The organism is Rossellomorea aquimaris TF-12 (assembly GCF_001648555.1).
Taxonomy (GTDB): domain Bacteria; phylum Bacillota; class Bacilli; order Bacillales; family Bacillaceae_B; genus Rossellomorea; species Rossellomorea aquimaris.
In genome coordinates, this window is the sequence record NZ_LQXM01000030.1 from 588,833 (window position 1) to 612,387 (window position 23,555).

21 protein-coding genes, 2 rRNA genes, 1 pseudogene and 1 riboswitch are annotated in these 23,555 nt (G+C 40.6%); of the genes and pseudogenes, 2 read left to right on the plus strand and 22 right to left on the minus strand.

Features of this window, described 5'->3' with window-relative positions; translation table 11 throughout:
• Window positions 1-36 precede the first annotated feature (36 nt).
• The 5 genes from pcrA to IQI_RS20005 all read right to left on the minus strand — a co-directional run bounded on the left by pcrA (window position 37) and on the right by IQI_RS20005 (window position 6,476).
• On the minus strand, window positions 37-2,262 hold the full coding sequence (pcrA, locus tag IQI_RS19985; RefSeq protein ID WP_064094415.1) for a DNA helicase PcrA: 2,226 nt from the start codon (window positions 2,260-2,262) through the stop codon (window positions 37-39).
• 86 nt (window positions 2,263-2,348) lie between these two features.
• On the minus strand, window positions 2,349-3,035 hold the full coding sequence (gene pcrB, locus IQI_RS19990) for a heptaprenylglyceryl phosphate synthase (protein WP_064094416.1): 687 nt from the start codon (window positions 3,033-3,035) through the stop codon (window positions 2,349-2,351).
• Window positions 3,036-3,325: 290 nt separating this feature from the next.
• The gene (locus IQI_RS19995) at window positions 3,326-3,625 is read right to left on the minus strand and encodes a YerC/YecD family TrpR-related protein (protein WP_064094417.1); all 300 of its coding nucleotides are present in this window, start codon (window positions 3,623-3,625) and stop codon (window positions 3,326-3,328) included.
• Window positions 3,626-3,644: 19 nt separating this feature from the next.
• The gene (locus IQI_RS20000) at window positions 3,645-4,685 is read right to left on the minus strand and encodes a DUF3048 domain-containing protein (RefSeq protein ID WP_064094418.1); all 1,041 of its coding nucleotides are present in this window, start codon (window positions 4,683-4,685) and stop codon (window positions 3,645-3,647) included.
• 51 nt (window positions 4,686-4,736) lie between these two features.
• Window positions 4,737-6,476: an adenine deaminase C-terminal domain-containing protein gene (locus IQI_RS20005; RefSeq protein ID WP_064094419.1), complete on the minus strand. Its 1,740-nt coding sequence runs from the start codon at window positions 6,474-6,476 to the stop codon at window positions 4,737-4,739.
• Between the two features lie 244 nt (window positions 6,477-6,720).
• Here IQI_RS20005 and IQI_RS21110 point away from each other — a divergent pair.
• Both IQI_RS21110 and IQI_RS21285 read left to right on the plus strand, forming a co-directional pair.
• Window positions 6,721-6,918: pseudogene (locus IQI_RS21110) on the plus strand (YgaP family membrane protein); the annotation flags it as partial.
• Between the two features lie 480 nt (window positions 6,919-7,398).
• On the plus strand, window positions 7,399-7,488 hold the full coding sequence (locus IQI_RS21285; protein WP_328585760.1) for an EYxxD motif small membrane protein: 90 nt from the start codon (window positions 7,399-7,401) through the stop codon (window positions 7,486-7,488).
• Here IQI_RS21285 and purD read toward each other — a convergent pair.
• The 17 genes from purD to IQI_RS20095 form a co-directional block, all read right to left on the minus strand.
• Window positions 7,466-8,740 (minus strand): phosphoribosylamine--glycine ligase, encoded by a 1,275-nt coding sequence (purD, locus tag IQI_RS20015; protein WP_064094420.1) that lies wholly within the window; start codon window positions 8,738-8,740, stop codon window positions 7,466-7,468. The two genes, IQI_RS21285 and purD, sit on opposite strands and share 23 nt — an antisense overlap.
• A gap of 175 nt (window positions 8,741-8,915) precedes the next feature.
• Complete coding sequence (gene purH, locus IQI_RS20020; RefSeq protein WP_064094421.1) at window positions 8,916-10,451, minus strand: bifunctional phosphoribosylaminoimidazolecarboxamide formyltransferase/IMP cyclohydrolase; 1,536 nt, start codon at window positions 10,449-10,451, stop codon at window positions 8,916-8,918.
• Between the two features lie 157 nt (window positions 10,452-10,608).
• On the minus strand, window positions 10,609-11,184 hold the full coding sequence (gene purN / locus IQI_RS20025) for a phosphoribosylglycinamide formyltransferase (protein ID WP_064094422.1): 576 nt from the start codon (window positions 11,182-11,184) through the stop codon (window positions 10,609-10,611).
• Between the two features lie 18 nt (window positions 11,185-11,202).
• Complete coding sequence (gene purM / locus IQI_RS20030) at window positions 11,203-12,231, minus strand: phosphoribosylformylglycinamidine cyclo-ligase (RefSeq protein ID WP_064094423.1); 1,029 nt, start codon at window positions 12,229-12,231, stop codon at window positions 11,203-11,205.
• 11 nt (window positions 12,232-12,242) lie between these two features.
• Entirely contained in the window at window positions 12,243-13,664 is a 1,422-nt protein-coding gene (gene purF, locus IQI_RS20035; RefSeq protein WP_064094424.1) for an amidophosphoribosyltransferase, read from the minus strand.
• Entirely contained in the window at window positions 13,640-15,874 is a 2,235-nt protein-coding gene (gene purL / locus IQI_RS20040) for a phosphoribosylformylglycinamidine synthase subunit PurL (RefSeq protein WP_064094425.1), read from the minus strand. Before purL ends, purF begins: the two co-directional genes overlap by 25 nt.
• Complete coding sequence (gene purQ, locus IQI_RS20045) at window positions 15,858-16,544, minus strand: phosphoribosylformylglycinamidine synthase subunit PurQ (RefSeq protein WP_064094426.1); 687 nt, start codon at window positions 16,542-16,544, stop codon at window positions 15,858-15,860. The genes purL and purQ overlap by 17 nt, the downstream gene beginning before the upstream one ends.
• The gene (purS, locus tag IQI_RS20050; protein WP_064094427.1) at window positions 16,541-16,795 is read right to left on the minus strand and encodes a phosphoribosylformylglycinamidine synthase subunit PurS; all 255 of its coding nucleotides are present in this window, start codon (window positions 16,793-16,795) and stop codon (window positions 16,541-16,543) included. The genes purQ and purS overlap by 4 nt, the downstream gene beginning before the upstream one ends.
• Window positions 16,783-17,508 carry a phosphoribosylaminoimidazolesuccinocarboxamide synthase gene (gene purC / locus IQI_RS20055; RefSeq protein WP_064094428.1) on the minus strand — a complete coding sequence of 242 codons (726 nt, stop codon included), beginning with the start codon at window positions 17,506-17,508 and terminating at the stop codon, window positions 16,783-16,785. Before purC ends, purS begins: the two co-directional genes overlap by 13 nt.
• Before the next feature lie 107 nt (window positions 17,509-17,615).
• Window positions 17,616-18,914 carry an adenylosuccinate lyase gene (gene purB, locus IQI_RS20060; RefSeq protein WP_064094429.1) on the minus strand — a complete coding sequence of 433 codons (1,299 nt, stop codon included), beginning with the start codon at window positions 18,912-18,914 and terminating at the stop codon, window positions 17,616-17,618.
• On the minus strand, window positions 18,911-20,071 hold the full coding sequence (gene purK, locus IQI_RS20065; protein ID WP_197489782.1) for a 5-(carboxyamino)imidazole ribonucleotide synthase: 1,161 nt from the start codon (window positions 20,069-20,071) through the stop codon (window positions 18,911-18,913). The genes purB and purK overlap by 4 nt, the downstream gene beginning before the upstream one ends.
• Window positions 20,058-20,537: a 5-(carboxyamino)imidazole ribonucleotide mutase gene (gene purE, locus IQI_RS20070; RefSeq protein ID WP_064094430.1), complete on the minus strand. Its 480-nt coding sequence runs from the start codon at window positions 20,535-20,537 to the stop codon at window positions 20,058-20,060. Before purE ends, purK begins: the two co-directional genes overlap by 14 nt.
• Window positions 20,538-20,676: 139 nt before the next feature.
• Window positions 20,677-20,778: riboswitch (purine riboswitch) on the minus strand.
• A gap of 86 nt (window positions 20,779-20,864) precedes the next feature.
• Complete coding sequence (locus IQI_RS20075) at window positions 20,865-21,065, minus strand: NETI motif-containing protein (protein WP_064094431.1); 201 nt, start codon at window positions 21,063-21,065, stop codon at window positions 20,865-20,867.
• A complete protein-coding gene (locus IQI_RS20080) occupies window positions 21,062-21,613 on the minus strand; it encodes a DUF2179 domain-containing protein (RefSeq protein WP_064094432.1) in 552 nt (183 codons plus the stop codon). Before IQI_RS20080 ends, IQI_RS20075 begins: the two co-directional genes overlap by 4 nt.
• Before the next feature lie 228 nt (window positions 21,614-21,841).
• Window positions 21,842-22,477: a peroxiredoxin-like family protein gene (locus IQI_RS20085; protein ID WP_064094480.1), complete on the minus strand. Its 636-nt coding sequence runs from the start codon at window positions 22,475-22,477 to the stop codon at window positions 21,842-21,844.
• Window positions 22,478-23,206: 729 nt separating this feature from the next.
• Window positions 23,207-23,323 (minus strand): 5S ribosomal RNA (rrf, locus tag IQI_RS20090).
• A gap of 101 nt (window positions 23,324-23,424) precedes the next feature.
• Window positions 23,425-23,555: ribosomal RNA gene (locus tag IQI_RS20095) — 23S ribosomal RNA — on the minus strand; the annotation flags it as partial.

The following is a 23,555-nucleotide window of genomic DNA, read 5'->3' on the forward strand; positions in this document are numbered from 1 at the left end:
TGAGAGTGAATCGTTTCTTAATTCACTCTCAAAAAATTATACTTTTTCAATAGGGGCAAACTTTGCAAGGAGACGCTTAATTCCCATTGGACTAGGGAAAGCAATATCAAGCTCCGTGCTATCACCTGAACCTTTTACACTGACGACGGTTCCAGTTCCCCACTTCTTATGCTGTGCTTTATCCCCTACCTGCCAAGCAACTGCTTCTCCACCTGTTGTTGTTTGAACAGGACGAGAAACGGGCTTTCGTGGCGCAGGACGTGAAGGAGATTTCGATGTTGCTTTTCCAAACGATGAAAAAGCACTCTTCTTCTCAGCCATCACATCATCCAGCAAATCTGCTGGAATTTCATTAATAAATCGAGAAACCGGGTTCATTTTGGTTTGTCCAAATAGAGTTCTCATTTGAGCATTTGATAAGTACAACTCTTCCTCAGCACGAGTAATCCCAACATAAGCCAGACGGCGCTCTTCTTCCATTTCATCTTCTTCCATTAGAGATCGGCTATGAGGGAAGACCCCTTCTTCCATTCCCATTAAGAACACAACAGGAAACTCCAATCCTTTTGCCGCGTGAAGGGTCATCAGGATAACGGATTCTTTCGGTTGATCATCTTCATCAAGTTTATCTATATCCGCTACTAATGCAAGGTCTGTTAAAAATGCTACCAGACTCTTATCGTCATTAGATTGTTCAAAGCTTTTCGTTACAGATAGGAACTCGTCTAAGTTCTCTAATCTACTTTGAGATTCAATTGACTTTTCTGCCTTTAACATATCTGTGTATCCCGACTTCTCAAGTATTTCTTCTACTAGCTCTGTCACGGATAAATACTCCTGCATTCCCGTATAGCCTTTAACCATTTCCTTAAATTCAATCACAGCTTTGGTGATTTTAGGACTCAACCCGATGAAATCAGCTTCTTCCAATGCATTAAACATTGAAATATCATGATCTTGTGCATAACGGGCTATCTTGTCCACTGACGTTGCCCCTACTCCACGTTTTGGAACATTGATCACACGTTGAAGACTGATATCGTCATCTGGATTAGAAATTAGTCGTAAGTAAGCTAAAATATCTTTAATTTCTTTTCGATCGTAGAACTTGATTCCGCCGACAATGGAATATTCGATGTTCGATTTGAGTAAAACTTCCTCCATTACACGGGACTGGGCATTTGTACGGTAAAGAATGGCGAAATCAGAGTATTTTCTCTTCCCGCTATCCACCATCTCTTTAATTTTCCCTGTTACAAATTGAGCCTCTGATTGTTCATTATCTGCACGAAAATAAGAGATCTTCTCTCCGTCATCATTTTCAGTCCATAAGTTTTTCGGCTTCCGATTTGAGTTCTTTTGAATGACTTCATTGGCAGCCTTCAGGATTTTCTTGGTTGAACGGTAATTTTGTTCAAGGAAAATAACCTTTGCCCGTGGATAATCCTTTTCAAAGGAAAGGATATTCGCAATGTCCGCACCGCGCCAACGATAAATCGATTGATCAGAGTCCCCAACGACACATAGATTTTGAAAACGAGAGGCCAATAATTTCACCAGCATATATTGAGCTCTATTCGTATCCTGATACTCGTCCACGTGAATATATTGGAATTTCCGTTGATAGAATTCTAATACTTCGGGTACTCTTTGAAATAATTGAATGGTTGTCATGATTAAGTCATCAAAATCCAACGCCTGATTCTTACGAAGTCTCTTTTGGTATTCTGTATAAACATCCGAAACGACTTGATCATAATATCCTCCCACTTGTTTAGAGAACTCTTCAGGAGGGATAAGTTCATTTTTTGCCGAGCTAATAGACCCCAATAAGGAACGTGGGTCAAATTTTTTCGGATCAATGTTTTTTGCTTTTAAAATAGATTTAATAACAGATTGTTGATCGGTTGAATCCAGTATCGTAAAATTCCTATTGAACCCGATACGGTCAATATCTCTGCGAAGAATTCTTACACACATACTATGGAAAGTAGAAATCCATATATTTTCAGAAGCCCCTCCAAGAATGTTATCAATACGATCCTTCATTTCACGAGCAGCCTTATTCGTAAAAGTAATGGCTAAAATATTATAAGGATTAACACCCTTTTCTACCATTAGATACGCAATTCGATGCGTCAACACTCTTGTTTTACCAGACCCTGCCCCTGCCATGATTAACAATGGTCCATCCGTTGCCTTCACTGCTTCTCCTTGCTCCGGGTTCATTCCATTTAATAATCGATCAGTCAAAAATTGCATAACTTTCTCACCACCATAACGAACATACGTTCTGAATTTATCTTTCTATTATATCCTAAAAAGGAAAGGTTCACTAGTCCAACTTCTTACTCTTTTACTACTTTTACAGTTTGAAGTGCTTCTTTCAGATTTTCATAAACAGCGTTCCCAACGACGACAACATCAGCCACTTCAGCCATTTCCTTCGCCTGCTGAACCGTTTTGATTCCGCCTCCGTAAAACAACGTTGTTTGTTCAAGTGAATCCTTCACTTCTTTCACTGTATCCACGTCACCATATGTACCGCTATATTCTAAGTAAAAAATCGGCAAATTAAACATTTTCTCTGCCATCATGGCATATGCAGCTACTTCCTCACTTGTAAGAGAAGTATTCGCCTCCGTTACTTTAGCCGCTTTACAATCATTATTTAATATACAATATCCTTCTACAAGGATTTCGTCCCAATTCATAATTTCCCCGTATTCCTTTACAGCTTGATGGTGCAAGCCGGTAACCCAATCTATATTAGAGCTATTCAATACCATTGGTATGAAATATAAGTCAAAACCTGGAGTAATAGACTCAAGGTTTGAAACTTCCAAGATACACGGAACTGTATAGCGTCTCACTCGCGCCATTAAATCCAGAACCTTTTCAAGGGTTACACCGTCCGTTCCCCCAACAATAATGGCATCTGTTCCTGATTCACATATAGCCTCTAAATCTCCATCATCTATGTTTTTGTTCGGGTCTAATTTAAACACATGGCGCCACTTCTCGACATCATACATTGCTCGTTCCTCCATTCATACATCCATCTAACGTATTATATCATTTGTAGAAGGGTGTCGCATTACCTCTCTTCCTGTTAAAAAGTTGAAGAAGTGTTGGAAGGGGCCCATCAGAAATTTAGTTGGAAGTAAAGTTTAATGAAGCAAATTTTTTAGTACATAAATACAATTCTACTACCGCTCTCTTAAAATCGTTCGCTAAAAAAAGATGAGTGGGAGCGGAAGGTGAGAGAATCCTGTAAAAAAGCAAAACAAAAACCGCTACTCATATAGATAGCGGTTTATAGCAGTTATTCTTTTTCTTTTTCAACACGGTCCAATACAAGTGTATAGGCATCGTTTCCATAGTTCAGACAACGCTTTACACGTGAGATTGTTGCGGTGCTTGCTCCAGTTTCCGTCTCAATCTTATGATACGTCTTTCCTTCTTGAAGCATTCTCGCTACCTCTAAACGCTGAGCAAGAGATTGAATCTCATTTATTGTGCATAGGTCATCAAAAAATCGATAGCACTCTTCAAGATCTTGCAAAGAAAGAACGGCATTAAAGAGTTGATCTAGTTCCTTGCCTCTTAGTTTATTGATTTGCATAAAAAGTCTCCTTTATTTTCTATTCTTGATACGAAACTGAAGCGTTTAATCCAGGAGAGCTTGGAATGACATTAATCCAAGTAGATCCTTTTCGTAAGCTAATCAGTTTATTATTTTCGTAAGGTAGAATTCGACCCTCTACGTTTTTCCATTGAATCTTTCGGAGCTTACCTTCTTGAATAAGGTAGGCATTACCTCCAGATTGCAGGTCTATATCTCTTCTACCAGCATCATCCACTACCCTATGCGTGGTTTCGACTATGAAGATATTCTCTACTAAAACAGGATCTTTTGTACTGTAATCAATGGTTTGTTCTCCATTTGAATACCGTTCATACTTTCCTTCTTTATCATTAAAATCATAAACAACATTAAAAAGTGGATTATCGTAATATGAAATCATAACAGAATTTGCATTTTCCCCACCGGACTCACTATCGTTAAAGTTTAATGCATTAGGAGAACGCTTCATATCAACGTTATTTTTCTTGGCTCCCTTATAAATGTTCTCAAATGAAATGTACGAATTATGAGGAGCTTTTCGAAAGCTTGCCCGCTGAAACAACGAACCGTCATACTCCATTCCATTTAAGCTATCTACATAGCCGTTATCAAGCATTTCTTTTGCCTCGGGACTGTACCCGTGAGCAATATACAAGCTGTCATATCCCTTGGCCAGTTCAATAAAATAGTCCCTGGCACTTCTTACTGGACCAACTTCCTCTGGTTTATGGCTTTGGAAGATGGCTAGGAATCGAGTGACATTCCCTTCAGCAAGCACTTCATAAACAATATCTGCTTGTGATAGACCAGATTGAGGACGTGCTTTCGGGTGATTATTGACCATCACAGCAACGGACCGCGCCGTTGATTCTTCTTCTATTCCTTCACCTGTTAACGGTGATTGATTCTTCTTTTTTTCTGTTTCTACTCCGGTCTCCTCTTTTACAACTGGTGCAGCAGTTTCAGGTTCGATAGATTTTTTTTCCGACTCTTTGCTTGAGCTACATGCAACAAGTGTAAACGCACTTAAAGCGATGATAAGAGATTTTTTCAGCATGTATCTAGACACCCCTATTTGTAAAAATCCAATTCCCTATACTTTCATATTTTAACGCATTATCGTTGGAAAGAGTACCGTTTTCTTCATAACATCGTAGATTCCCTTCTGAGTCACTCGTATATACGGTAAGTGAGTGGACTGAAGGAACAATAGGGTATAAATAGGATCCTGAAACCTATATCCACGATCGTGTAGTAATTCTTTCAGAACCTTTTCCTCTTTCATGAGTTCAGGCATTTCCTTTTGGGAAAGAAGGCCGCTTAACGGTAAAGGAATCTCATGAAGCACTTCACCTTTTTCAGCTAGAACAATTCCTCCACCGATTCTCTTCATACGATTAAAGGCTGATATCATATCCGATTTGTTCTTACCAATTAATATTATATCTCCCGTATTTGAATAAGACGATGCAAAGCCCATCACTTTATTGGCGAAGCCTTTGATCATCGTGCTAATTCTCCATTCACCTTTTCGATCTAGTAACATGAGGAAAGATTCGTCATGCTCCATGGGCAGCTCATCTGTTGATGGATTTATACCAATTGAATAAGGCTTTGTAATGACATCGTTTATCATTTCAAGACCAAAGGGCATGGAAAACTGGAGATCGTCATAGCTCACTTCCCAGTCTAAATCTAATGGTTTGAAACCATTTGTCTCCCAATTGATACTTTCGTTATATTCGATCTGCTCTCCATCTCGGAGTACCCATTTTCCTTTAGACAAAACAGATACAGGGGTTGGGTTATCTTTATGAGAAAGAATATTGATATTTGCCACTCTTCCGGTTGCGATCATTCCGTGATGATGAGTGAGATGATAATAGTTAGCCACGTTATAGCTAGCCATATTATAGGCCACAATAGGAGGAATTCCTTTATCTATCGCCATTTTTATTAATACGTCCAGGACTCCATCTTTATAGAAGCCAGGTGTTGAACCATCGGTTGTTAGCAGCAAGGAATCGTAATGTTCTATTCCCTGTTCCTTTAAACCATCTAAAAGGACAGGCAGGTCAGGTCTAATGGAAGAATGACGTAAGGTTACCGTTAATCCTTGAATGAGCCTTTTGTAGACTTCTTCTCCCGTCATTGCTTCGTGATCTCCATCAATTCCAAGCAATTTGAGCTTGGCAATCGTTTTATCCGATGACCCGGGAAGGTGACCTTCAATGACCTTCCCTATTCTTTTCGCTTCTTGCATCCAATGGAGGGTGAGGTCATCACCCTTCAGTAATTTCGGCCAAGCTGTAAGCTCTCCCCCCTGCAAAACAGAGTCATGCTCTAACCAGGATTTGACCTCTCCATTTGAAAAGATTACTTCTTCATCTTTCATTTCTGTTTGTGAATCAAATCGAGTCCACCAGTACATTGTCGTAGGTAATTCATTAAATTCCCTCAATAAAGAAAACGCTTTCTTTTTTTCCAATTGCAAAAACAACATGAGGTTATCATTTACGAATGTCGTTGTACCAGTTTGGGATGCATATTTGGAAAAAGATTGGGGATTATAAAGCTGAAACGGGTGTACATGCGGTTCGATATATCCTGGAACGAGGTACTGTGACTCACAGTCCAATACTTCACAAAACTCAAGATTTTCTGGTAGTTGATCACCTGTATAAACAATTCGATCTTCATAAACCCAGATGTGTCCTTGCACCCATTTCTTTAATGTAGAGTGAAGGTACGTTGCATTCTTAAAAACGATGCTTGGAGAGATATCTCCATCAAGTACTTTTACATGATCTCGTAGCTGTTTGTTCTTCCATCTGTAGCGCTGTTCCAATGTGAACACTCCTCTATTGGAATGGTTAGGTTTTATTGTAAAAATGTTGACTTTTGTATATAAAAGCCAATCGATTTACTAATCAAAGCCTTTGTTAGTAGTGGTTAATATCTCTTTTATTGGTGGCTAGATACGCCATAACCATAAGAAGACAACCTTTCAATTATGTTAACATATTTTACTATTTAACGCATTAAAGGTTTACAACAATTATGTGAATTTTCTATTAAGGAGGAGTTTACAAATGAAAGTTTCATCAAACATAGGGATTATCAATGCCCTTATTCGAATTACCGTTGGCTTCACGATTCTAGCTTGGAGCACATCAAAGCTTGTAAAGCGTCCGTGGAGAGATTCTTATCTTGTTATGGCCATGATTGGTGCCATGAAAGTTGGAGAAGGAATACTACGCTACTGCCCGATTACGGCACTATTTGAAAAAAATGGAGACGGCAATGGTGGATTTGGCGGTTTTAAAGCGAAGGATATGCTCAATTTCAAAGACATGCTGAAATCAGACAAAACGTCTTCAAACTCCCACAAGACGAATAACCACAACCAGCATGATGATCCACTATCCAACACAAAACATGATGATCCACTATCCAACACAAAAAAAGAATCCCACTTCAACCCAGAAGAATTCACCAACAAAGAAGTCCAAGCCGCCCTAAACGACGACCTCGGCAACAACCCTATCTAATAGGGACGGACCTTTATTTTATGATTGTGTATACATGAGGTGGAGGGACGGACCTCTCGTCCTTTCACCTCTGTCATTTTTGTTGATTTCACGGATTAAGCATTAATAAAACAAGAGTGCCGAGGTCCGTCCCTTCAAAAAGGACACGGCCCGACACTCTTAGATAATAATTTATTCATTAAGGAGTTGCTTGTAATGTTTTGGGAATATTTAACGGATATGTCTTATGTTTTGTTTTCATTAATTGGCGGAATTGTTGCTATAGCCTACGTATTCATTCGTCGATCTAGGAAGAGACGTGCTCGATAGCTTTTTTGCCGATATCTCTTCTGTAGAATAAGCCATTAAATTCTTCTTTATTTAATTCTTTGTATACTGCTTCTTTTGCCTTTTCAACGGATTCTGCTTTGGTAGCTACAAGTAATACTCTTCCTCCATTTGAAACAAGAGTTTTTTCTCCACCAAGCATCGTACCAGCATGATAGACGAGGGTCTCTTCATTAAAGACCTTTTCTACATCAGGAATTACAATATGCTTTTCATATTTTCCTGGATACCCTTCTGCTGCCAATACGACTCCAAGAACCGCTTCTTCATACCATTCCAATTGTACCGACTTTTCTTCAATCATGTTTTTTACAACCAAGCCAAAGTCAGATTTTAAACGGGGCAATACGACCTGTGTTTCTGGATCGCCAAATCTTGCGTTGAACTCGATGACTTTAGGACCTTCATTTGTTAACATAAGCCCTGCATAAAGAATACCGGTAAATGAACGATTTTCTTTCACCATCGCTTTAGCCGTTGGATAAAGAATACTAGAAATCGCTTCTTCCACAACCTCTTCAGCAATATGAGGAACCGGAGAGTATGCCCCCATTCCACCTGTATTTGGTCCTTGATCTCCATCGAATGCACGTTTATGATCTTGAGCAATCACCATAGGGTAGACATTTTCACCGTTTACAAAAGCCATTAGAGAGAACTCTTCCCCAAACAAACACTCTTCCACTACAACTTTAGATGAAGCATCCCCAAATCGTTCGTTTAGGAGCATTTCTTCTAGAGCGTGTATGGCTTCATCTTCTGTTTCAGCCACCACCACACCCTTGCCGGCAGCAAGTCCGTCTGCTTTTACGACAATTGGAGCTCCTGCTGATTTCACGTAAGCAATTGCTTCTTCAATCCTGGTAAACACCTCATACTTAGCAGTGGGAATATGATATTTTTTCATTAATTCTTTTGAAAAAGATTTGCTTCCTTCTAAAATAGCCGCCTCTTTTGTCGGTCCAAAAATCTGTAAGCCTTCAGCTTGAAATTTGTTTACAATACCTTCTAACAATGGATTTTCAGGACCAACGAAAGTAAAAGTGATGTTTTCTTGTTTGGCGAAGGCAATCAGCTCACTTACATTGGTTTCATCTATTGAAAGAAGCTCTGCCTCTTTTGCAATCCCGGCGTTCCCAGGTGCACAATACACTTTTGTTACACTTTCGCTCTCCGCTAATTTCTTACATATGGCGTGCTCACGACCACCACGGCCGATGACAAGTACCTTCATTTTGAAAAGCCCCCTTAAGAAAAACCTCTCCTCTTTTCGTCTGCTGAGGAGAGGTTGAAATGTAGAAATGAATGAAACCTTATGATTGTACCTGTGAGGGTCCGTCCCTCTTTCAAATAAAAGCAGTTTCTATTCTTATAAAAAAGCCTTTTTGCGAAGGGTAGGTCCGTCCCTCTTAATGCTTGAAGTGGCGGATTCCGGTGAAGACCATGGTGATGCCGTGTTGGTCTGCTTTTTTGATAGAGTCTTCGTCACGGATGGATCCTCCTGGTTGAATGATGGCTGTGACACCAGCTTTTACAGCCGCTTCGACAGTGTCATCCATTGGGAAGAATGCATCGGAAGCCATGCTTGATCCGACTGCTTTTGCTCCAGCCTGCTCAATTGCAATGCTTGCTGCTCCTACTCTGTTCATTTGTCCAGCACCTACTCCAACAGTCATATGGGAGTCCGTTAATACAATTGCGTTGGATTTTACATGCTTCACAACTTTCCAGCCTAATTTCATGCTTGCCCACTCTTCTTCAGTAGGCTGGCGCTTTGTGACTACTCGTAAATCAGCATCATCAAGGGTAAAGGTATCGTCTCCTTGAATGAGTAACCCACCTTCTACAGTTGTGAGCTTCTTCTCCACTTTATTCGTGGATTCAAATGGAACCGTTAATAATCTAATATTCTTTTTACCGGATAAAATCTCAAAGGCTTCGTCACTAAATGCAGGAGCAATGACAATCTCTAAGAAAATCTCATGGAGCTTCTTAGCAGTATCTTCATCCACTATACGATTGAGTGCAACAATCCCACCAAAGATGGATGTTGAGTCAGCTTCATATGCTTTAGAAAATGCTTCATGAATGGTCGTCCCAACCCCTACTCCACAAGGATTCATATGTTTTACTGCGACTGCCGCCGGCTCAGTAAATTCCTTCACAATTTGAAGAGCTGCATTAGCATCATTAATATTATTATAAGAAAGATCTTTACCGTGGAGCTGTCTTGCCATTGCAATTGAAAACTCCGAGCCTAGTGGCGCACGGTAAAAGGATGCTTGTTGATGAGGATTTTCACCATAACGCAGAGTTTGCTTCAGCTCATATGTTCGAGTAAAGCGTTCCGGGTTTTCTTCACCTGAGATATCCGTCATATATTCAGCTATAAAAGCATCGTAGGCAGCCGTATGTCGGAAAACCTTAGCCGCTAGCTTACGACGCTTTTCTAAGGAAACGTCTCCTTGAAGCTTTAATTCAGTAATCACTTCATCATAATCCAGAGCATCTACTATCACGGTTACATACTCATGATTTTTCGCAGCTGCCCGCAGCATGGTAGGACCGCCTATATCAATGTTTTCAATTGCTTCTTCAACCCCTACATTAGGCTTTGCAATGGTCTGTTGAAAAGGATAAAGGTTCACACACACTAAATCGATACCTTCAATCCCTTGTTCTTCTAATTGCTTGCGATGAGCCTCTTCGCCACGCTTTGCAAGTAATCCACCGTGAATGTTAGGGTGGAGAGTTTTTACTCTCCCTTCTAAAATTTCAGGAAAGCCGGTAACTTCTTCTACACCCTTAACCTCTAATCCGTTTTCAAGCAGAAGTTTTTTCGTACCACCTGTTGAAATGATTTCATAACCTAGCTGAATAAGCTCTTGAGCAAATTCGATAATACCACTTTTATCTGAAACACTAATCAATGCTCTTTTTTTCATTTTGTCTCCTCCTCTACCTGTTCGCTTCTGAAGATATTGTTGATTTTATTTCATTATGGGTTGAACAAGTGGACGATTAAAAGGTAGTTGGTTCCCTTTAAAAACTCCACTTCTTTAGATGCGTCCCCCACCACTTTACCACATTAAAGCGTAATTTTCAGTGGCCTGTGGTGAGGAAGAGGTGGTTGAGGGTGGTTGGGTACAGGTGGTGTTCGACGTGCTGAATTTTGTCTTGGAGTGATTGTTTGGTTTCTCCTGTTGTCACTCGGACAAATTCTTGGGCGATGATTTCCCCTGTATCCATGCCTGCATCCACATAATGGATGGTGACACCAGTGATTTTCACCCCGCCGTTGATGGCTTGACCGATGGCATCTTTTCCTGGAAAAGCAGGAAGAAGAGACGGATGGATATTGACAATTCTCCCTCCGTAGCTTTCTAGCAAGGTTGGACCAATTAACCTCATGTATCCTGCTAATACAATAAAATCAACACCTAAATGAGTAAGTTCATTTAGAATTTCCTGTTCAAATGCCTGCTTGTTTTCATAATCTTTTGCTCGGAATACATATGTTGGAATCCCTGCAGTTTGAGCACGGTGAATGGCAAATGCTCCTGGTTGATCACAGACAAGAAGCTTGATGTTTGCTTTGAGTCTTCCACCTTGTACCGCGTCTACTAATGCTTGAAAATTACTGCCGCTTCCTGATGCAAAAATGGCAATCTGTCTCATGATTCGCCCCCGTTTTAATCACCTTACCAGGCGGACACCAGTACCTTTTGTCACTCGCCCGATGATATAGGATGATTCTCCTTGATCTTTTAAAAATTGAAGAATATCTTCTGCTTCATGTTCTTCCACTGCTAATACAAATCCGATCCCCATATTAAAAATATTGTACATCTCATCACCAGGTATTTTCCCATAGCGCTCAAGAGCTCCAAAAATACTTGGCACATTCCAGCTTCCTTGAATAATATCCGCTTGTAATCCTTCAGGAAGCATACGAGGGATATTTTCAACAAAGCCTCCTCCTGTAATGTGAGACATTCCTTTAATAGAGAATTTCTTCAATGCAGCCAGTACTGGTTTTACGTAAATTTTTGTGGGTGTAAGTAACGCTTCTTTTAGTGTGGTCTCAAGCTCAGGTAGTGATTCCTCTAAAGAAAAAGACTCATCACTAAAGAAAATTTTTCTTACTAAAGAGTACCCATTACTGTGTATACCACTAGACCCTAGTCCGATTAACACATTTCCGTCAGAAATTTCTTCACCTGTGATAATTTCTCTCTTTTCACAAGCTCCAACAGCAAATCCAGCTATATCATATTCTTCATCAGAATACATTCCTGGCATCTCAGCGGTTTCGCCTCCGATTAAAGCACATCCCGCCATTTCACATCCGTCCGCAATCCCTTTTACAATACCTTCTATCTTTTCTGGAAGTGCTTTTCCAGTTGCTATATAATCTAAGAAATACAGTGGCTCTGCTCCTTGAACGACTATGTCATTCACACACATGGCCACACAATCGATACCGATCGTATCGTGTTGGTCTGCCATAAAAGCAAGCTTCAGCTTCGTTCCGACACCATCAGTTCCAGACACAAGAACAGGTTCTTTTAGTTGTAAGGAGGATAGATCAAACATGCCACCGAAACTGCCTAATTGACCGAGTACTCCTTCTCTTGCTGTTCGTTTGACGTGCTTTTTGATTCGATCAACGGACTCATATCCCGCTTCAATATCTACTCCTGCTTGTCGATACGCATTTGCCATCCTAATTCCTCCTATTTCACTAACTCTTTTTCATGTGGGTGAAGTGTATCCGGATAAATCTCCGTTGGATACTTCCCTGTGAAACAAGCTAAGCATTGACCCCGATTTTCAGAAGAATCATCTCGATCAATGGCTCTTAAAACACCATCTGTACTCAAGAAGGTTAGAGAATCCGCTCCAATAATCTGACGCATCTCTTCAATGGAATTGTTAGCGGCAATCAATTCCTCATGTGTCGATGTATCAATACCATAGAAACAAGGATTTTTTATAGGCGGCGAGCTAATACAAACATGTACTTCCTTCGCACCCGCTTCCTTCAGCATGCTGACAATTCTTCTACTTGTTGTACCACGTACAATGGAATCATCCACCATTACGACTCGTTTCCCCTCGACTACTCCTCTTACTGGGGAAAGCTTCATTTTAACCCCTTGTTCACGAAGGGATTGAGATGGTTGAATAAATGTTCGACCTACGTATCTGTTTTTAATAAGACCCATTTCATAAGGAATCCCGGATTCCTCTGCATACCCTATGGCACTTGAGATACTGGAGTCCGGAACACCTGTTACGACATCCGCTTCAATAGGTGCTTCCTTGGCAAGCTCAATTCCCATTCTTTTACGTGCCGAGTGAACATTGATTCCCTGGATATTGCTGTCTGGCCTTGAGAAATACACATATTCCATGGTGCACATGGCATTTCCTCCTGAAAAACTAAACCGTTCTGAGGTCATTCCCTCAGCATTTAAAATCACAAGCTCCCCTGGTTCAATATCACGTACGAATTCAGCTCCTACAATATCAAAGGCACATGTCTCTGATGCGACACAGTAGGCATCCCCTACTTTACCCAGTGATAATGGACGAAGACCGTTTGGATCAAGAGCAATCATCATTTCTGTTTCTGTCATGATGACAAACGCATACGCCCCCTTTAACATGGTTAACGCGTTTTTTACACGATCCTTCAGCTGTGAGTAGCCACTTCGCTTTATTAAGTGAGCTAACACTTCCGTATCTGAGCTCGTCTGAAAAATACTACCCTGTCCCTCTAATTGGTGCTTCAATGCATTGGCATTAATCAGATTTCCGTTGTGAGCTAGTGCAAGACTTCCATTTTGTGAATTGAATAGTAGGGGCTGAACGTTCTCATAGCCACCGCCTCCAGCAGTGGCATAGCGAACATGACCAATCGCTCCATTCCCCTCGAGCTTTTCAATGGAACCTTCCTGAAACACTTCCGTTACGAGGCCTTCCCCTTTTAAGCATCGTAATCTCTCTCCGTCAGACACAACAATTCCCGTTCCTTCCTGGCCACGGTGCTGCAAGCTATGGAGTCCGTAATACGTGATTTGAGCGGCATTCGGATGTCCCCAAATACCAAATACACCACATTCTTCGTTTAAACCTTTGATTTCAGCAGGCATGGGATTGCTCCTTTCCAAGCTGTCTCCAATTCTTCAACTGATGCTTGTAAAATCGTCTCTCTATTATCCGATAACACATGAAGGTCCGATTGATCCAACACACGTCCAACCATATTCGCTTCTGGAACAAGTTTCTCAAATTCATCTATATTTTCAGGAGTAACTGACACAATAAAACGTGATTGAGTTTCGCTGAAAAGACTGGCAACAATGTTTTCCCCTGATACCTGTATTTCTGCTCCTAAATTTTTCGTGCCAAAAGCAGATTCTGCCAGAGCAACAGCTAAGCCACCTTCAGCCATATCATGGGCAGATGCCACAAGACCCTTTTGAATCGCTTCTAGAAGCTGCATTTGTCGACGAAGCTCTGTTTTTAAATCAATACTTGGCGCTTTCCCAAAGATTTTGCCTTCTGTAAGCTTTTGAAGCTCACTCCCACCAAATTCTTCTTTCGTTTCACCAATCACATAAATAAGATCGCCAGCATTTTTAAAGTGCTGAGTTGTAATATGATCTACATCTTCTACTAACCCCACCATCCCAACAACTGGTGTTGGATAAACCGCCGTTCCCATGGATTCATTATAAAGGGAAACATTTCCACCAATGACTGGAGTCGATAGCTCTCGACACGCTTCACTCATTCCATCGACGGATTTTTCAATTTGCCAGAAAATTTCTGGCTTCTCCGGATTTCCGAAGTTTAAGCAATCTGTAATCGCTAGGGGAATTGCACCCGAACATACAATATTACGCGCCGCTTCAGCAACGGCAATTTTCCCTCCGACTTCCGGATCTAAATAAATGTATCGTGAATTACAATCCGTTGTCATGGCAAGGGCTTTTCTTGTTCCACGTACACGCACCACCGCAGCATCAGAACCCGGGCTTACCACCGTACTTGTTCGAACTTGATGGTCATATTGATCATACACCCATTCCTTACTTGCAATCGTTGGCTGCTGTAAAAGTTGAAGAAGGGTTTCTTTATAGTCATCCACCTGAGGTACTGAAGTTTCCATTCCTTGAAATTCTTTATAATAAGCCGCTTCCTGAGAAGGTTTATTATATACAGGCGCTTCTTCTGCCAGGGCATCGACTGGAACATCTGCTACAACTTCCCCTTTATGAAGAAGTCGAAGACGCTTATCATCTGTTACCTTTCCAATTGAAACAGCTTCTAAGTCATATTTTGAAAAAAGATCCACAATCTCTTGTTCACGACCCTTTTCAACGACGATTAACATACGCTCCTGGGATTCTGATAGCATCATTTCATATGCCGTCATCCCCTCCTCTCGCTGGGGAACAAGATCAAGATTCATCTCAATCCCGGATCCTGCTTTACTTGCCATTTCTGCTGATGAGCTTGTAAGACCAGCCGCTCCCATATCTTGAATACCAACAAGAGCATCATTTTGTACTAATTCAAGGCAGGCTTCAAGCAATAATTTTTCCATGAATGGATCTCCCACTTGAACAGCTGGGCGTTTTTCTTCAGATCCTTCATTTAATTCCTCTGATGCAAAGGTTGCTCCATGAATTCCATCACGACCTGTTTTAGCACCAACATACATTACCGTATTTCCAACCCCATGCGCCTGACCTTTTTTAATATCTTTATGGTCAATCAATCCGACACACATAGCATTTACTAAAGGATTTCCTTCGTAGGAAGCATCAAATTGAACTTCTCCACCTACAGTTGGAATTCCGATACAATTTCCATAGCCGGCAATACCAGCCACTACTTCTTTAAACAAATACTGAACACGAGGAGAATCCAGCTCTCCAAAGCGTAAAGAGTTGAGGAGTGCGATAGGTCTTGCCCCCATCGAGAATACGTCTCGTATAATACCCCCGACACCTGTTGCTGCCCCTTGAAATGGTTCGATGGCTGAAGGGTGGTTATGACTTTCGATTTTGAATACAACTGCTTGATCATCGCCAATATCAACAATCCCCGCTCCTTCACCTGGTCCTTGAAGAACACGCTCCCCTGATGTTGGAAACTTCATTAATACAGGCTTCGAATTTTTATAGCTGCAATGCTCTGACCACATAACAGAGAACAAACCTGTTTCTGTGTAGTTTGGTGTTCTTCCTAAGATGTTCTCCACCATTGAAAATTCCTCGACTGTTAAACCCATCTCACGATAAAGCTGCTCTTCTTTTACTTGTGCTGAAGTCGGTTCAAGCATTAACGACATGTTTTTCCCTCCATTGCTTTACAATCGATTGAAATAGTTTCTTCCCATCTTCACTACCTAGTAACGTATCCATTGCTCGTTCCGGGTGAGGCATCATCCCTAAAACGTTTCCTTCCTTATTTGTAATCCCGGCAATGTTTTCTACACTTCCATTTGGATTTTCATCACTATACGTAAATACGATTTGGTTGTTTTCTTTTAGAGATATCATGGTTTCTTCGTCACAGAAGTAGTTTCCTTCACCATGAGCGATTGGGATTTGAATAACCTGCCCTTTTTCATAGGCATTTGTGAACATTGTTTCATTGTTCTCAACAGTTAACGGAACTGTTTTACAAATGAACTTCAAGCTATCATTTCGACGCATAGCTCCTGGAAGCAATCCTGTTTCTAGTAAAATTTGAAATCCATTACACACACCAAGGACCGGCTTTCCTTCCTCAGCAGCTTTTACAACTTCTTTCATGACAATTGAAAAACGGGCAATGGCTCCAGAACGTAAGTAATCTCCATATGAGAATCCTCCAGGCAGAAGAATTCCATCATATTTTTCCAGATTATCAGCATCGTGCCAAACGTATTCCACTTCTTCCCCTATTTCATCCTTTATTGCATGGTACATATCAATGTCACAGTTAGAGCCTGGAAACACAATTACCGCAAACTTCATTGAGTCACACTCTCCTCGATCTCATATCGATAATCCTCGATGACAGGGTTTGCTAATAGTCGATGACACATTTCTTCAACCGTCGCCTCTACATTTTTTACAGAAGAAGGAAGAGTCAGCTCCATATACTTTCCGACACGCACATCCTCAACAGCGTTGAACTCCATTGAATGTAATGCCTGCTTAACAGCACTTCCTTGAGGATCTAATACACTTTCTCTTAATGTGATATATACCTTTACTTTGTACATAACTTGTTTCCTCCTAAGCGTTCTAAAATAATAGAATATACTTCTGTTAAACTGCCTAAATCTCTTCTGAAAACATCTTTATCGAGCTTTTGATTGGTTTTAGCATCCCATAATCGGCATGTATCAGGGGATATTTCATCACCTAGTAAAATCTCCCCGTTGCGGTCTTTCCCAAACTCCAATTTAAAATCAACAAGAGTAACACCTGCTTCTTTAAAAATGTCTTGAAGAACAACATTTACACCCAAAGCCATTTCTCTTATTTGATTTCGTTCTTCATCGGTTACGATTTCTAAGAAATCAATGTGATCATTCGTTATAAGGGGATCACCTAAATCATCGTTTTTGTAGTAAAATTCAATGATAGGTTTTTGAAGAGGAATTCCTTCCTCCATTCCGAGTCTTTTCGAAAGACTTCCCGCTATGACATTTCGCACCACAACTTCCAGAGGAATGATGTGTATTTTTTTGACCAGCTGCTCATAATCCGATAACTGCTTTATAAAATGACTTTCGATCCCTTTTTCAGCAAGCTTTGAAAATAGTAAGCTTGAAATCTTATTATTTAAAACCCCTTTGCCTTCAATGTTCGTTTTCTTCTCCCCATTAAACGCTGTTGCCGAATCTTTATACTGTATCCACACAATCTCTTCGTCAGTTGTAGCAAAGATTTGTTTGGCTTTTCCTTCGTATAAAAGCATTCCCTTTTCCATTTATAAGCCCCCTCGTTACCGGAATTTTGCCAATCTTCAGTCTAAATTTCAATAAAAAAAGGGAGGGATTTAAGTAAACCCCTACCCTATGTATTTGTCAGATGGGCTTATTCCACTAAGCCGCAACGTTCAAAAATGGTATCGACATGCTTCAAGTGATAGTTGTAATCAAAGCAATCATCTATCTCAATTGGAGAAAGCTTTGATGTAATCAAGCTGTCTTCTTCAATAAGAGAGCGGAAAGGAACCTGCTTTTCCCAAGCCTCCATGGCTTTTGGTTGAACCGTATCATACGCTTCTTCACGAGTCATGCCTTTATCAATAAGAGCTAACAGCACTCGTTGTGAATAAATCAACCCAAGGGTACGATCCATATTTCGCTGCATGTTCTCTGGGAAGACCGTTAAATTCTTCACGATATTTCCAAATCGATTAAGCATATAATTAAGGGCAATCGTTGCGTCAGGCAGAATGACACGCTCTGCTGAAGAATGAGAGATGTCACGCTCATGCCATAAAGGGACGTTTTCGTAGGCAGTTAGCATATAGCCCCTAATCAACCTGGCCATTCCCGTCATGTTCTCTGACCCGATCGGATTTCGTTTATGAGGCATAGCGGAAGATCCTTTTTGACCTTTCGCAAAAAACTCCTCAACCTCACGTGTTTCACTCTTTTGAAGTCCACGAATTTCTACTGAGAACTTCTCGATAGACGTTGCGATTAGGGCAATCGTACTCATGTAATGAGCGTGACGATCACGTTGAAGGGTTTGGGTAGAAACAGGTGCAGGCTTCGTTCCAAGCTTTTCACACACATATTTCTCTACAAATGGATCGATATTTGCATAAGTTCCAACAGCACCAGAGATCTTTCCAAACTCGACTCCTTCAGCTGCTGCTTTAAAACGCTCTACATTTCGCTTCATTTCTTCATACCATAAGGCAAGCTTTAACCCGAACGTCGTCGGTTCAGCATGAACACCGTGGGTTCTCCCCATCATCACCGTATCTTTATGTTCGATGGCTTTATTCTTAAGGATTTCTACGAAACGATCCAAATCCTTTTTGATAATGTCATTGGCTTGCTTTAATTGATATGAAAGGGCTGTGTCTACAACGTCTGTTGAGGTTAGACCATAATGAACCCATTTTCTTTCTTCTCCAAGGGTTTCTGAAACAGCTCTCGTAAAGGCTACAACGTCATGTCGTGTTTCCTCTTCGATTTCTTTAATTCGATCCACATTAAAGCCGGCATTTTCACGAATTTTAGCTACATCCTCTTTCGGAATGTCCCCTAGTTCTGCCCAAGCTTCACAAGCAAGTATTTCTACCTCCAGCCAAGCTTGAAATCGATTCTCTTCTGTCCAAATAGCTCCCATTTCCGGGCGTGTATAACGTTCAATCATATTTTTTGTCCTCCGATCTTTTCTTGCATCTGCCAAATTCCAGCTTCTTGGATGCTTGATAGGGTTTCTTCTATATTGTTTGATAGAAGAGTTACATGCCCCATCTTCCGTTTAGGCTTTGGAACATCCTTTCCATATAGATGGATGAACCAATTTGGATGCTCTGGTATCACCTTCATCACAGGCTCCACATGCTCTCCTAATAGATTAACCATCACAGCGCTCTTTAATAAGGTAGGCTGAATGAGGGGCCAATTACAAATGGCTTTAATATGCTGCGCGAACTGCGAAGAGTCACACGCTTCAATAGAGTAATGACCTGAATTATGAGGTCTCGGTGCCAGCTCATTCACGTATATATCCCCACTTTTCGTTAAGAACATTTCAATCGCTAACGTTCCCACTAAATCAAGGGTTTCACTGATTTTCTTCGCCATTTCAACTGCTTTTACCGATACCTCTGTACTCACTCTGGCAGGAGCAATGGTTTCGTGAAGAATATTATCCACATGTATGTTTTCTACTACTGGAAAATAAGTATGGTCTCCATCAGGATTTCTCGTCACAATAACAGATAATTCTTTTTCAAATGGTATCCATTTTTCTAACACACAAGGTCCATTCTCAAGTAAAACTGCTGCTTCTTCTATTTGATTAGTATTGGAGATGACATATTGACCTTTCCCGTCATATCCTCCTCTACTCGTTTTCAGAACCGCTGGAAGGCCGAGCCTATCTATATTATCATAGATATCCTTCTGCTGTTGAATCACGGCATATGGCGCCACTTCAACACCCGCGAACGTAAGGGCTTCCTTCTCCATGATTCGATCTTGGGTTATTCTGATTAATTCGGCTCCTTGAGGAAGATACGCTCTTTCTGACAGCCACTTTAAAGCCTCATAATCTATATTTTCAAATTCATACGTAATGACTTCACACTCTTCAGCCAATCGATAGAGTGCATCATATTGATCAAAGGGAGCCGTAATAACAAGATCGGCTATTTGAGCACAAGGAGAATGGGGAGAAGGATCTAATACCGCCACTTTAAAACCATTTTGCTTTGCAGCAAGTCCCATCATTCTCCCAAGCTGTCCTCCACCGATGATTCCGATCATTTGTCCAGGTAATACCGTTTTCTTATTCAAGGTCATCACTACTTTCTAGAACTTTCACTCGTAATGCTTCTCTTCTTTTTTGTAAAGTTGAGGCTAACTTGTGATCTTCAATCGAAAGGATTTGTGCTGCCAGTAAGCCTGCATTCGTGGCTCCTGCTTTCCCTATTGCCACAGTCGCTACCGGGACTCCTCCTGGCATCTGAACGATGGATAATAATGAATCCATTCCATTTAGAGCTTTTGACTGCACCGGAACACCAATGACCGGCAACGTCGTTTTTGCAGCTACCATACCAGGTAAATGAGCAGCTCCACCAGCACCTGCAATAATTACCTTAATTCCTCGATTTCTTGCACTCTCAGCATACTCAAACATATAATCAGGCGTCCGATGAGCCGACACCACACGCTTTTCAAACGGAATTTCAAGCTCCTTCAGAACATCACACGTAAACTTCATTGTTCCCCAGTCAGATGTACTTCCCATGATTACTGCTATCATAATGGTGACAGGCACCTCCCAAATTTTATGTACAAAAAATACCCAGATCAAATGCTCTCATGAGAGAAAGCACTTGATCTGGGCATTATTAAAGAATGAGCCCCTATTATCCGACAGGGTCCTCAGACGTTCACGTATCCAGACAGCTACTTTCCCTCATAGTCCGACCATTTACGGTAGTCAGGTAGAGACTCATGGGCCATATTCCCATTATTATATGAGGGTATTCGGTTTATTTGTCTCCATCATAACGCGATAAAGAGAGAGTGTCAACGAATAATCGAACGATTATAAAAGTCTGAAAATTAATGTTCGGATTTACGGGTGTTATTCTTCTATTTTCTTCCCTTCGAAAACAATTGTCTGTTTTACAGGGACATATTCACTTTTCCCTTGCTGCTTTTGTTCCTCAAACACTGGCTTTTCCATCCGGCGAACCGGCATAAAGCCTTCCTGTTTCATTCGATCTAAACAATCACTAATGGTTTCATTCTCCTGCACTTCAAATAACATTTTCTTTTTACTCATTGTTTTAATTTTCCTTTGCGTATATTTCGAACGGTCTTAACCCAGAACCCTCCGTGAATGGCTTTTGGTTCATAAGCAATAATAAAAGCTTTAGGATCAAGCTCTTTAATCGTATCATATAACTTCATTTCATACTTACGAGGAGTTAGAATTTGAAGGGCCATACGGTTCCCTTCCAAACCATTTGCTTCCCAGTTGGTTACACCATACCCTCTCGCACGGAGTTCATTTGGAAGAGCCTTATCATATTCTTTTGTAATCACATTCACCGTAATATACCCAAGTGCCAGCTTCTCCTCAATCTTCATTCCAACAATGACACCGAGACCATACCCAACGGCATAAGCAACCAAATTCTGAATCTCATTCAGATTGTCTAACACAAGACCTAACCCGACAACATAAATAACCACTTCAAACGAACTGACAAAAGCTGCAATATATCGATAACCCTTTAAGGTTAAAATCATTCTTATCGTAAAAAAGGATACGTATACAATATTAATGATTAAGATGATGGCAACCATTAGATAACTATTTTCCAACATTCTAGATTCCTCCCCTCTACTAACCAATATCATTAGTAGTATGCTCAAATTAAGTCTCTATTTTACTAGAAATGATTTCGAATATGAACCACTTTCAACAAAATTCTCTCTCTGACAAAATCTAGCAACTGCCTATACCTGTTTCTATCCTAATTTTTAAAAATAAAACTAAAAAAATAGAACCCTTTGGATGAAACAACCTCAACCAAAGGGTTCTACTGAATAAAATTAAATTTCTTTTAACTTCTGAACAACCTCAGAAGGCTCTACTCGATCCTTATAATCCGCCTTCGTATACTCATAAGCAATCGTCCCATCCTGCCTAATGATATACGTTGCCGAAACAGGCAAGGTCCATGAATCACTATCATTCGCCTTCTCTAAATCCAATCCTTTCTCCTTATAAATCTCTACTAGGTAAGGAGGGAGATGGTAAACAAGATTATAATCATTCGCCACTTTATTCCCTTCATCACTTAACACATAATACGCTAATTCATTCTTTTCCTTCGTAGAAAGAGAAGCATCGGGAGTTTGCGGACTAATTGCAATTAACTCAGCTCCTTCACTGTGAATCTCCTGAATCAGTTCCTGATAAGCTCGTAACTCCATATTACAATATGGACACCAACCACCACGATAAAACGTGACAATTACTGGTCCCTTCTCTAATACACTTCCAAGATGAACCTCTTTACCCGTCGCATCTGGTAGAGTGAATCCAGGTGCCTTCTCTCCTACCTTTAACCCTTTACCTTCATTAGAACCTTCCAACTCATCTATTGCCTTCTTCATTTTATCCTGAACATCCTGAGGGGTTTTCTCTTTAAACTTTGAAATATACTCTTCATACTTCTCTCGCATTTTCGTTGTTTGCAATTTGATAACCTCCTTTTAAATATGTGTTAAGTATAAAATGGTTATTAATAAAAGAAAAGCGATGTGCTTGGTTGGTTTTAGAGTTTGGGGTAGAAGTGTTTAATGGAAATCTTGTGTTGGTTGGAGTGGGGGTGGTCTGTTATTGGTGTGGTAGTTTCATAGGAAAGTGCGGATTTTGGTATGGAATGTGCGAAACTGAAGTTTGTATTGGTTAATTTATGCACAGCTGGGCAATTGATATGGGGGCCAGAATTTTGAACGATTTTGTATTTTCCCATCTCATTTAAAACAATAAAGAAGAGTAACTTTTTATTAGTTCTTATTGTTTAATGAATATTTTTTGTTCTGTTGAGAGGTTTTTGTTTGAAAATAGTGGGATTGAGTGCTGCTGGGTTGAGGGTTATGTGAAAGAATGTGCGAGTTTTGATGGGGAATGTGCGAAATCGGGGGTGAAATGTGCGAAAAACCAACGTAAATGTGCGAAACCGAGGCTAGAATGTGCGAAATGGTGAACAGGTGGTTATTTCAAGTGGCTTGTATTCCCGACACTGTGCTCAATTGGGCCAGAAGTCAAACAAATTGGGCCACTTTGCTCGAGAATTGGGCCAGATTCAGACTTAATTGGGCCACTTTCACAATTAATTGCGCCAAATTGTGAACAAACAACCAAACAACAAAAAAAAGAGTAACTCCTAAGAGCTACTCTTTCTACTCGCCTGGCGACGTCCTACTCTCACAGGGGGAGATCCCCCAACTACCATTGGCGCTGAAGAGCTTAACTTCCGTGTTCGGCATGGGAACGGGTGTGACCTCTTCGCCATAATCACCAGACGAATATTTCATTGAAGGTTGTTCCTTCAAAACTAGATAAAGAGTTGATGTCAAGAAAGCCGAATATCGACCAATATTGTTCATTTTCAAAATGATACTGTGTGGTTAAGTCCTCGATCGATTAGTATCAGTCAGCTCCACATGTCGCCATGCTTCCACCTCTGACCTATCTACCTAGTCATCTTCTAGGGATCTTACTCACATAAAGTGATGGGAAATCTCATCTCGAGGG

What these genes read in the sequence shown, in the direction of transcription:
- pcrA (WP_064094415.1), bottom strand. Translation starts at nt 2,262, where the DNA reads ATGCAATTTTTGACTGATCGATTATTAAATGGAATGAACCCGGAGCAA.
- pcrB (WP_064094416.1), bottom strand. Translation starts at nt 3,035, where the DNA reads ATGTATGATGTCGAGAAGTGGCGCCATGTGTTTAAATTAGACCCGAAC.
- IQI_RS19995 (WP_064094417.1), bottom strand. Translation starts at nt 3,625, where the DNA reads ATGCAAATCAATAAACTAAGAGGCAAGGAACTAGATCAACTCTTTAAT.
- IQI_RS20000 (WP_064094418.1), bottom strand. Translation starts at nt 4,685, where the DNA reads ATGCTGAAAAAATCTCTTATCATCGCTTTAAGTGCGTTTACACTTGTT.
- IQI_RS21285 (WP_328585760.1), top strand. Translation starts at nt 7,399, where the DNA reads ATGTCTTATGTTTTGTTTTCATTAATTGGCGGAATTGTTGCTATAGCC.
- purD (WP_064094420.1), bottom strand. Translation starts at nt 8,740, where the DNA reads ATGAAGGTACTTGTCATCGGCCGTGGTGGTCGTGAGCACGCCATATGT.
- purH (WP_064094421.1), bottom strand. Translation starts at nt 10,451, where the DNA reads ATGAAAAAAAGAGCATTGATTAGTGTTTCAGATAAAAGTGGTATTATC.
- purN (WP_064094422.1), bottom strand. Translation starts at nt 11,184, where the DNA reads ATGAGACAGATTGCCATTTTTGCATCAGGAAGCGGCAGTAATTTTCAA.
- purM (WP_064094423.1), bottom strand. Translation starts at nt 12,231, where the DNA reads ATGGCAAATGCGTATCGACAAGCAGGAGTAGATATTGAAGCGGGATAT.
- purF (WP_064094424.1), bottom strand. Translation starts at nt 13,664, where the DNA reads ATGCCTGCTGAAATCAAAGGTTTAAACGAAGAATGTGGTGTATTTGGT.
- purL (WP_064094425.1), bottom strand. Translation starts at nt 15,874, where the DNA reads ATGTCGTTAATGCTTGAACCGACTTCAGCACAAGTAAAAGAAGAGCAG.
- purQ (WP_064094426.1), bottom strand. Translation starts at nt 16,544, where the DNA reads ATGAAGTTTGCGGTAATTGTGTTTCCAGGCTCTAACTGTGACATTGAT.
- purS (WP_064094427.1), bottom strand. Translation starts at nt 16,795, where the DNA reads ATGTACAAAGTAAAGGTATATATCACATTAAGAGAAAGTGTATTAGAT.
- purC (WP_064094428.1), bottom strand. Translation starts at nt 17,508, where the DNA reads ATGGAAAAGGGAATGCTTTTATACGAAGGAAAAGCCAAACAAATCTTT.
- purB (WP_064094429.1), bottom strand. Translation starts at nt 18,914, where the DNA reads ATGATTGAACGTTATACACGCCCGGAAATGGGAGCTATTTGGACAGAA.
- purK (WP_197489782.1), bottom strand. Translation starts at nt 20,071, where the DNA reads ATGACCTTGAATAAGAAAACGGTATTACCTGGACAAATGATCGGAATC.
- purE (WP_064094430.1), bottom strand. Translation starts at nt 20,537, where the DNA reads ATGATAGCAGTAATCATGGGAAGTACATCTGACTGGGGAACAATGAAG.
- IQI_RS20075 (WP_064094431.1), bottom strand. Translation starts at nt 21,065, where the DNA reads ATGAGTAAAAAGAAAATGTTATTTGAAGTGCAGGAGAATGAAACCATT.
- IQI_RS20080 (WP_064094432.1), bottom strand. Translation starts at nt 21,613, where the DNA reads ATGTTGGAAAATAGTTATCTAATGGTTGCCATCATCTTAATCATTAAT.
- IQI_RS20085 (WP_064094480.1), bottom strand. Translation starts at nt 22,477, where the DNA reads ATGCGAGAGAAGTATGAAGAGTATATTTCAAAGTTTAAAGAGAAAACC.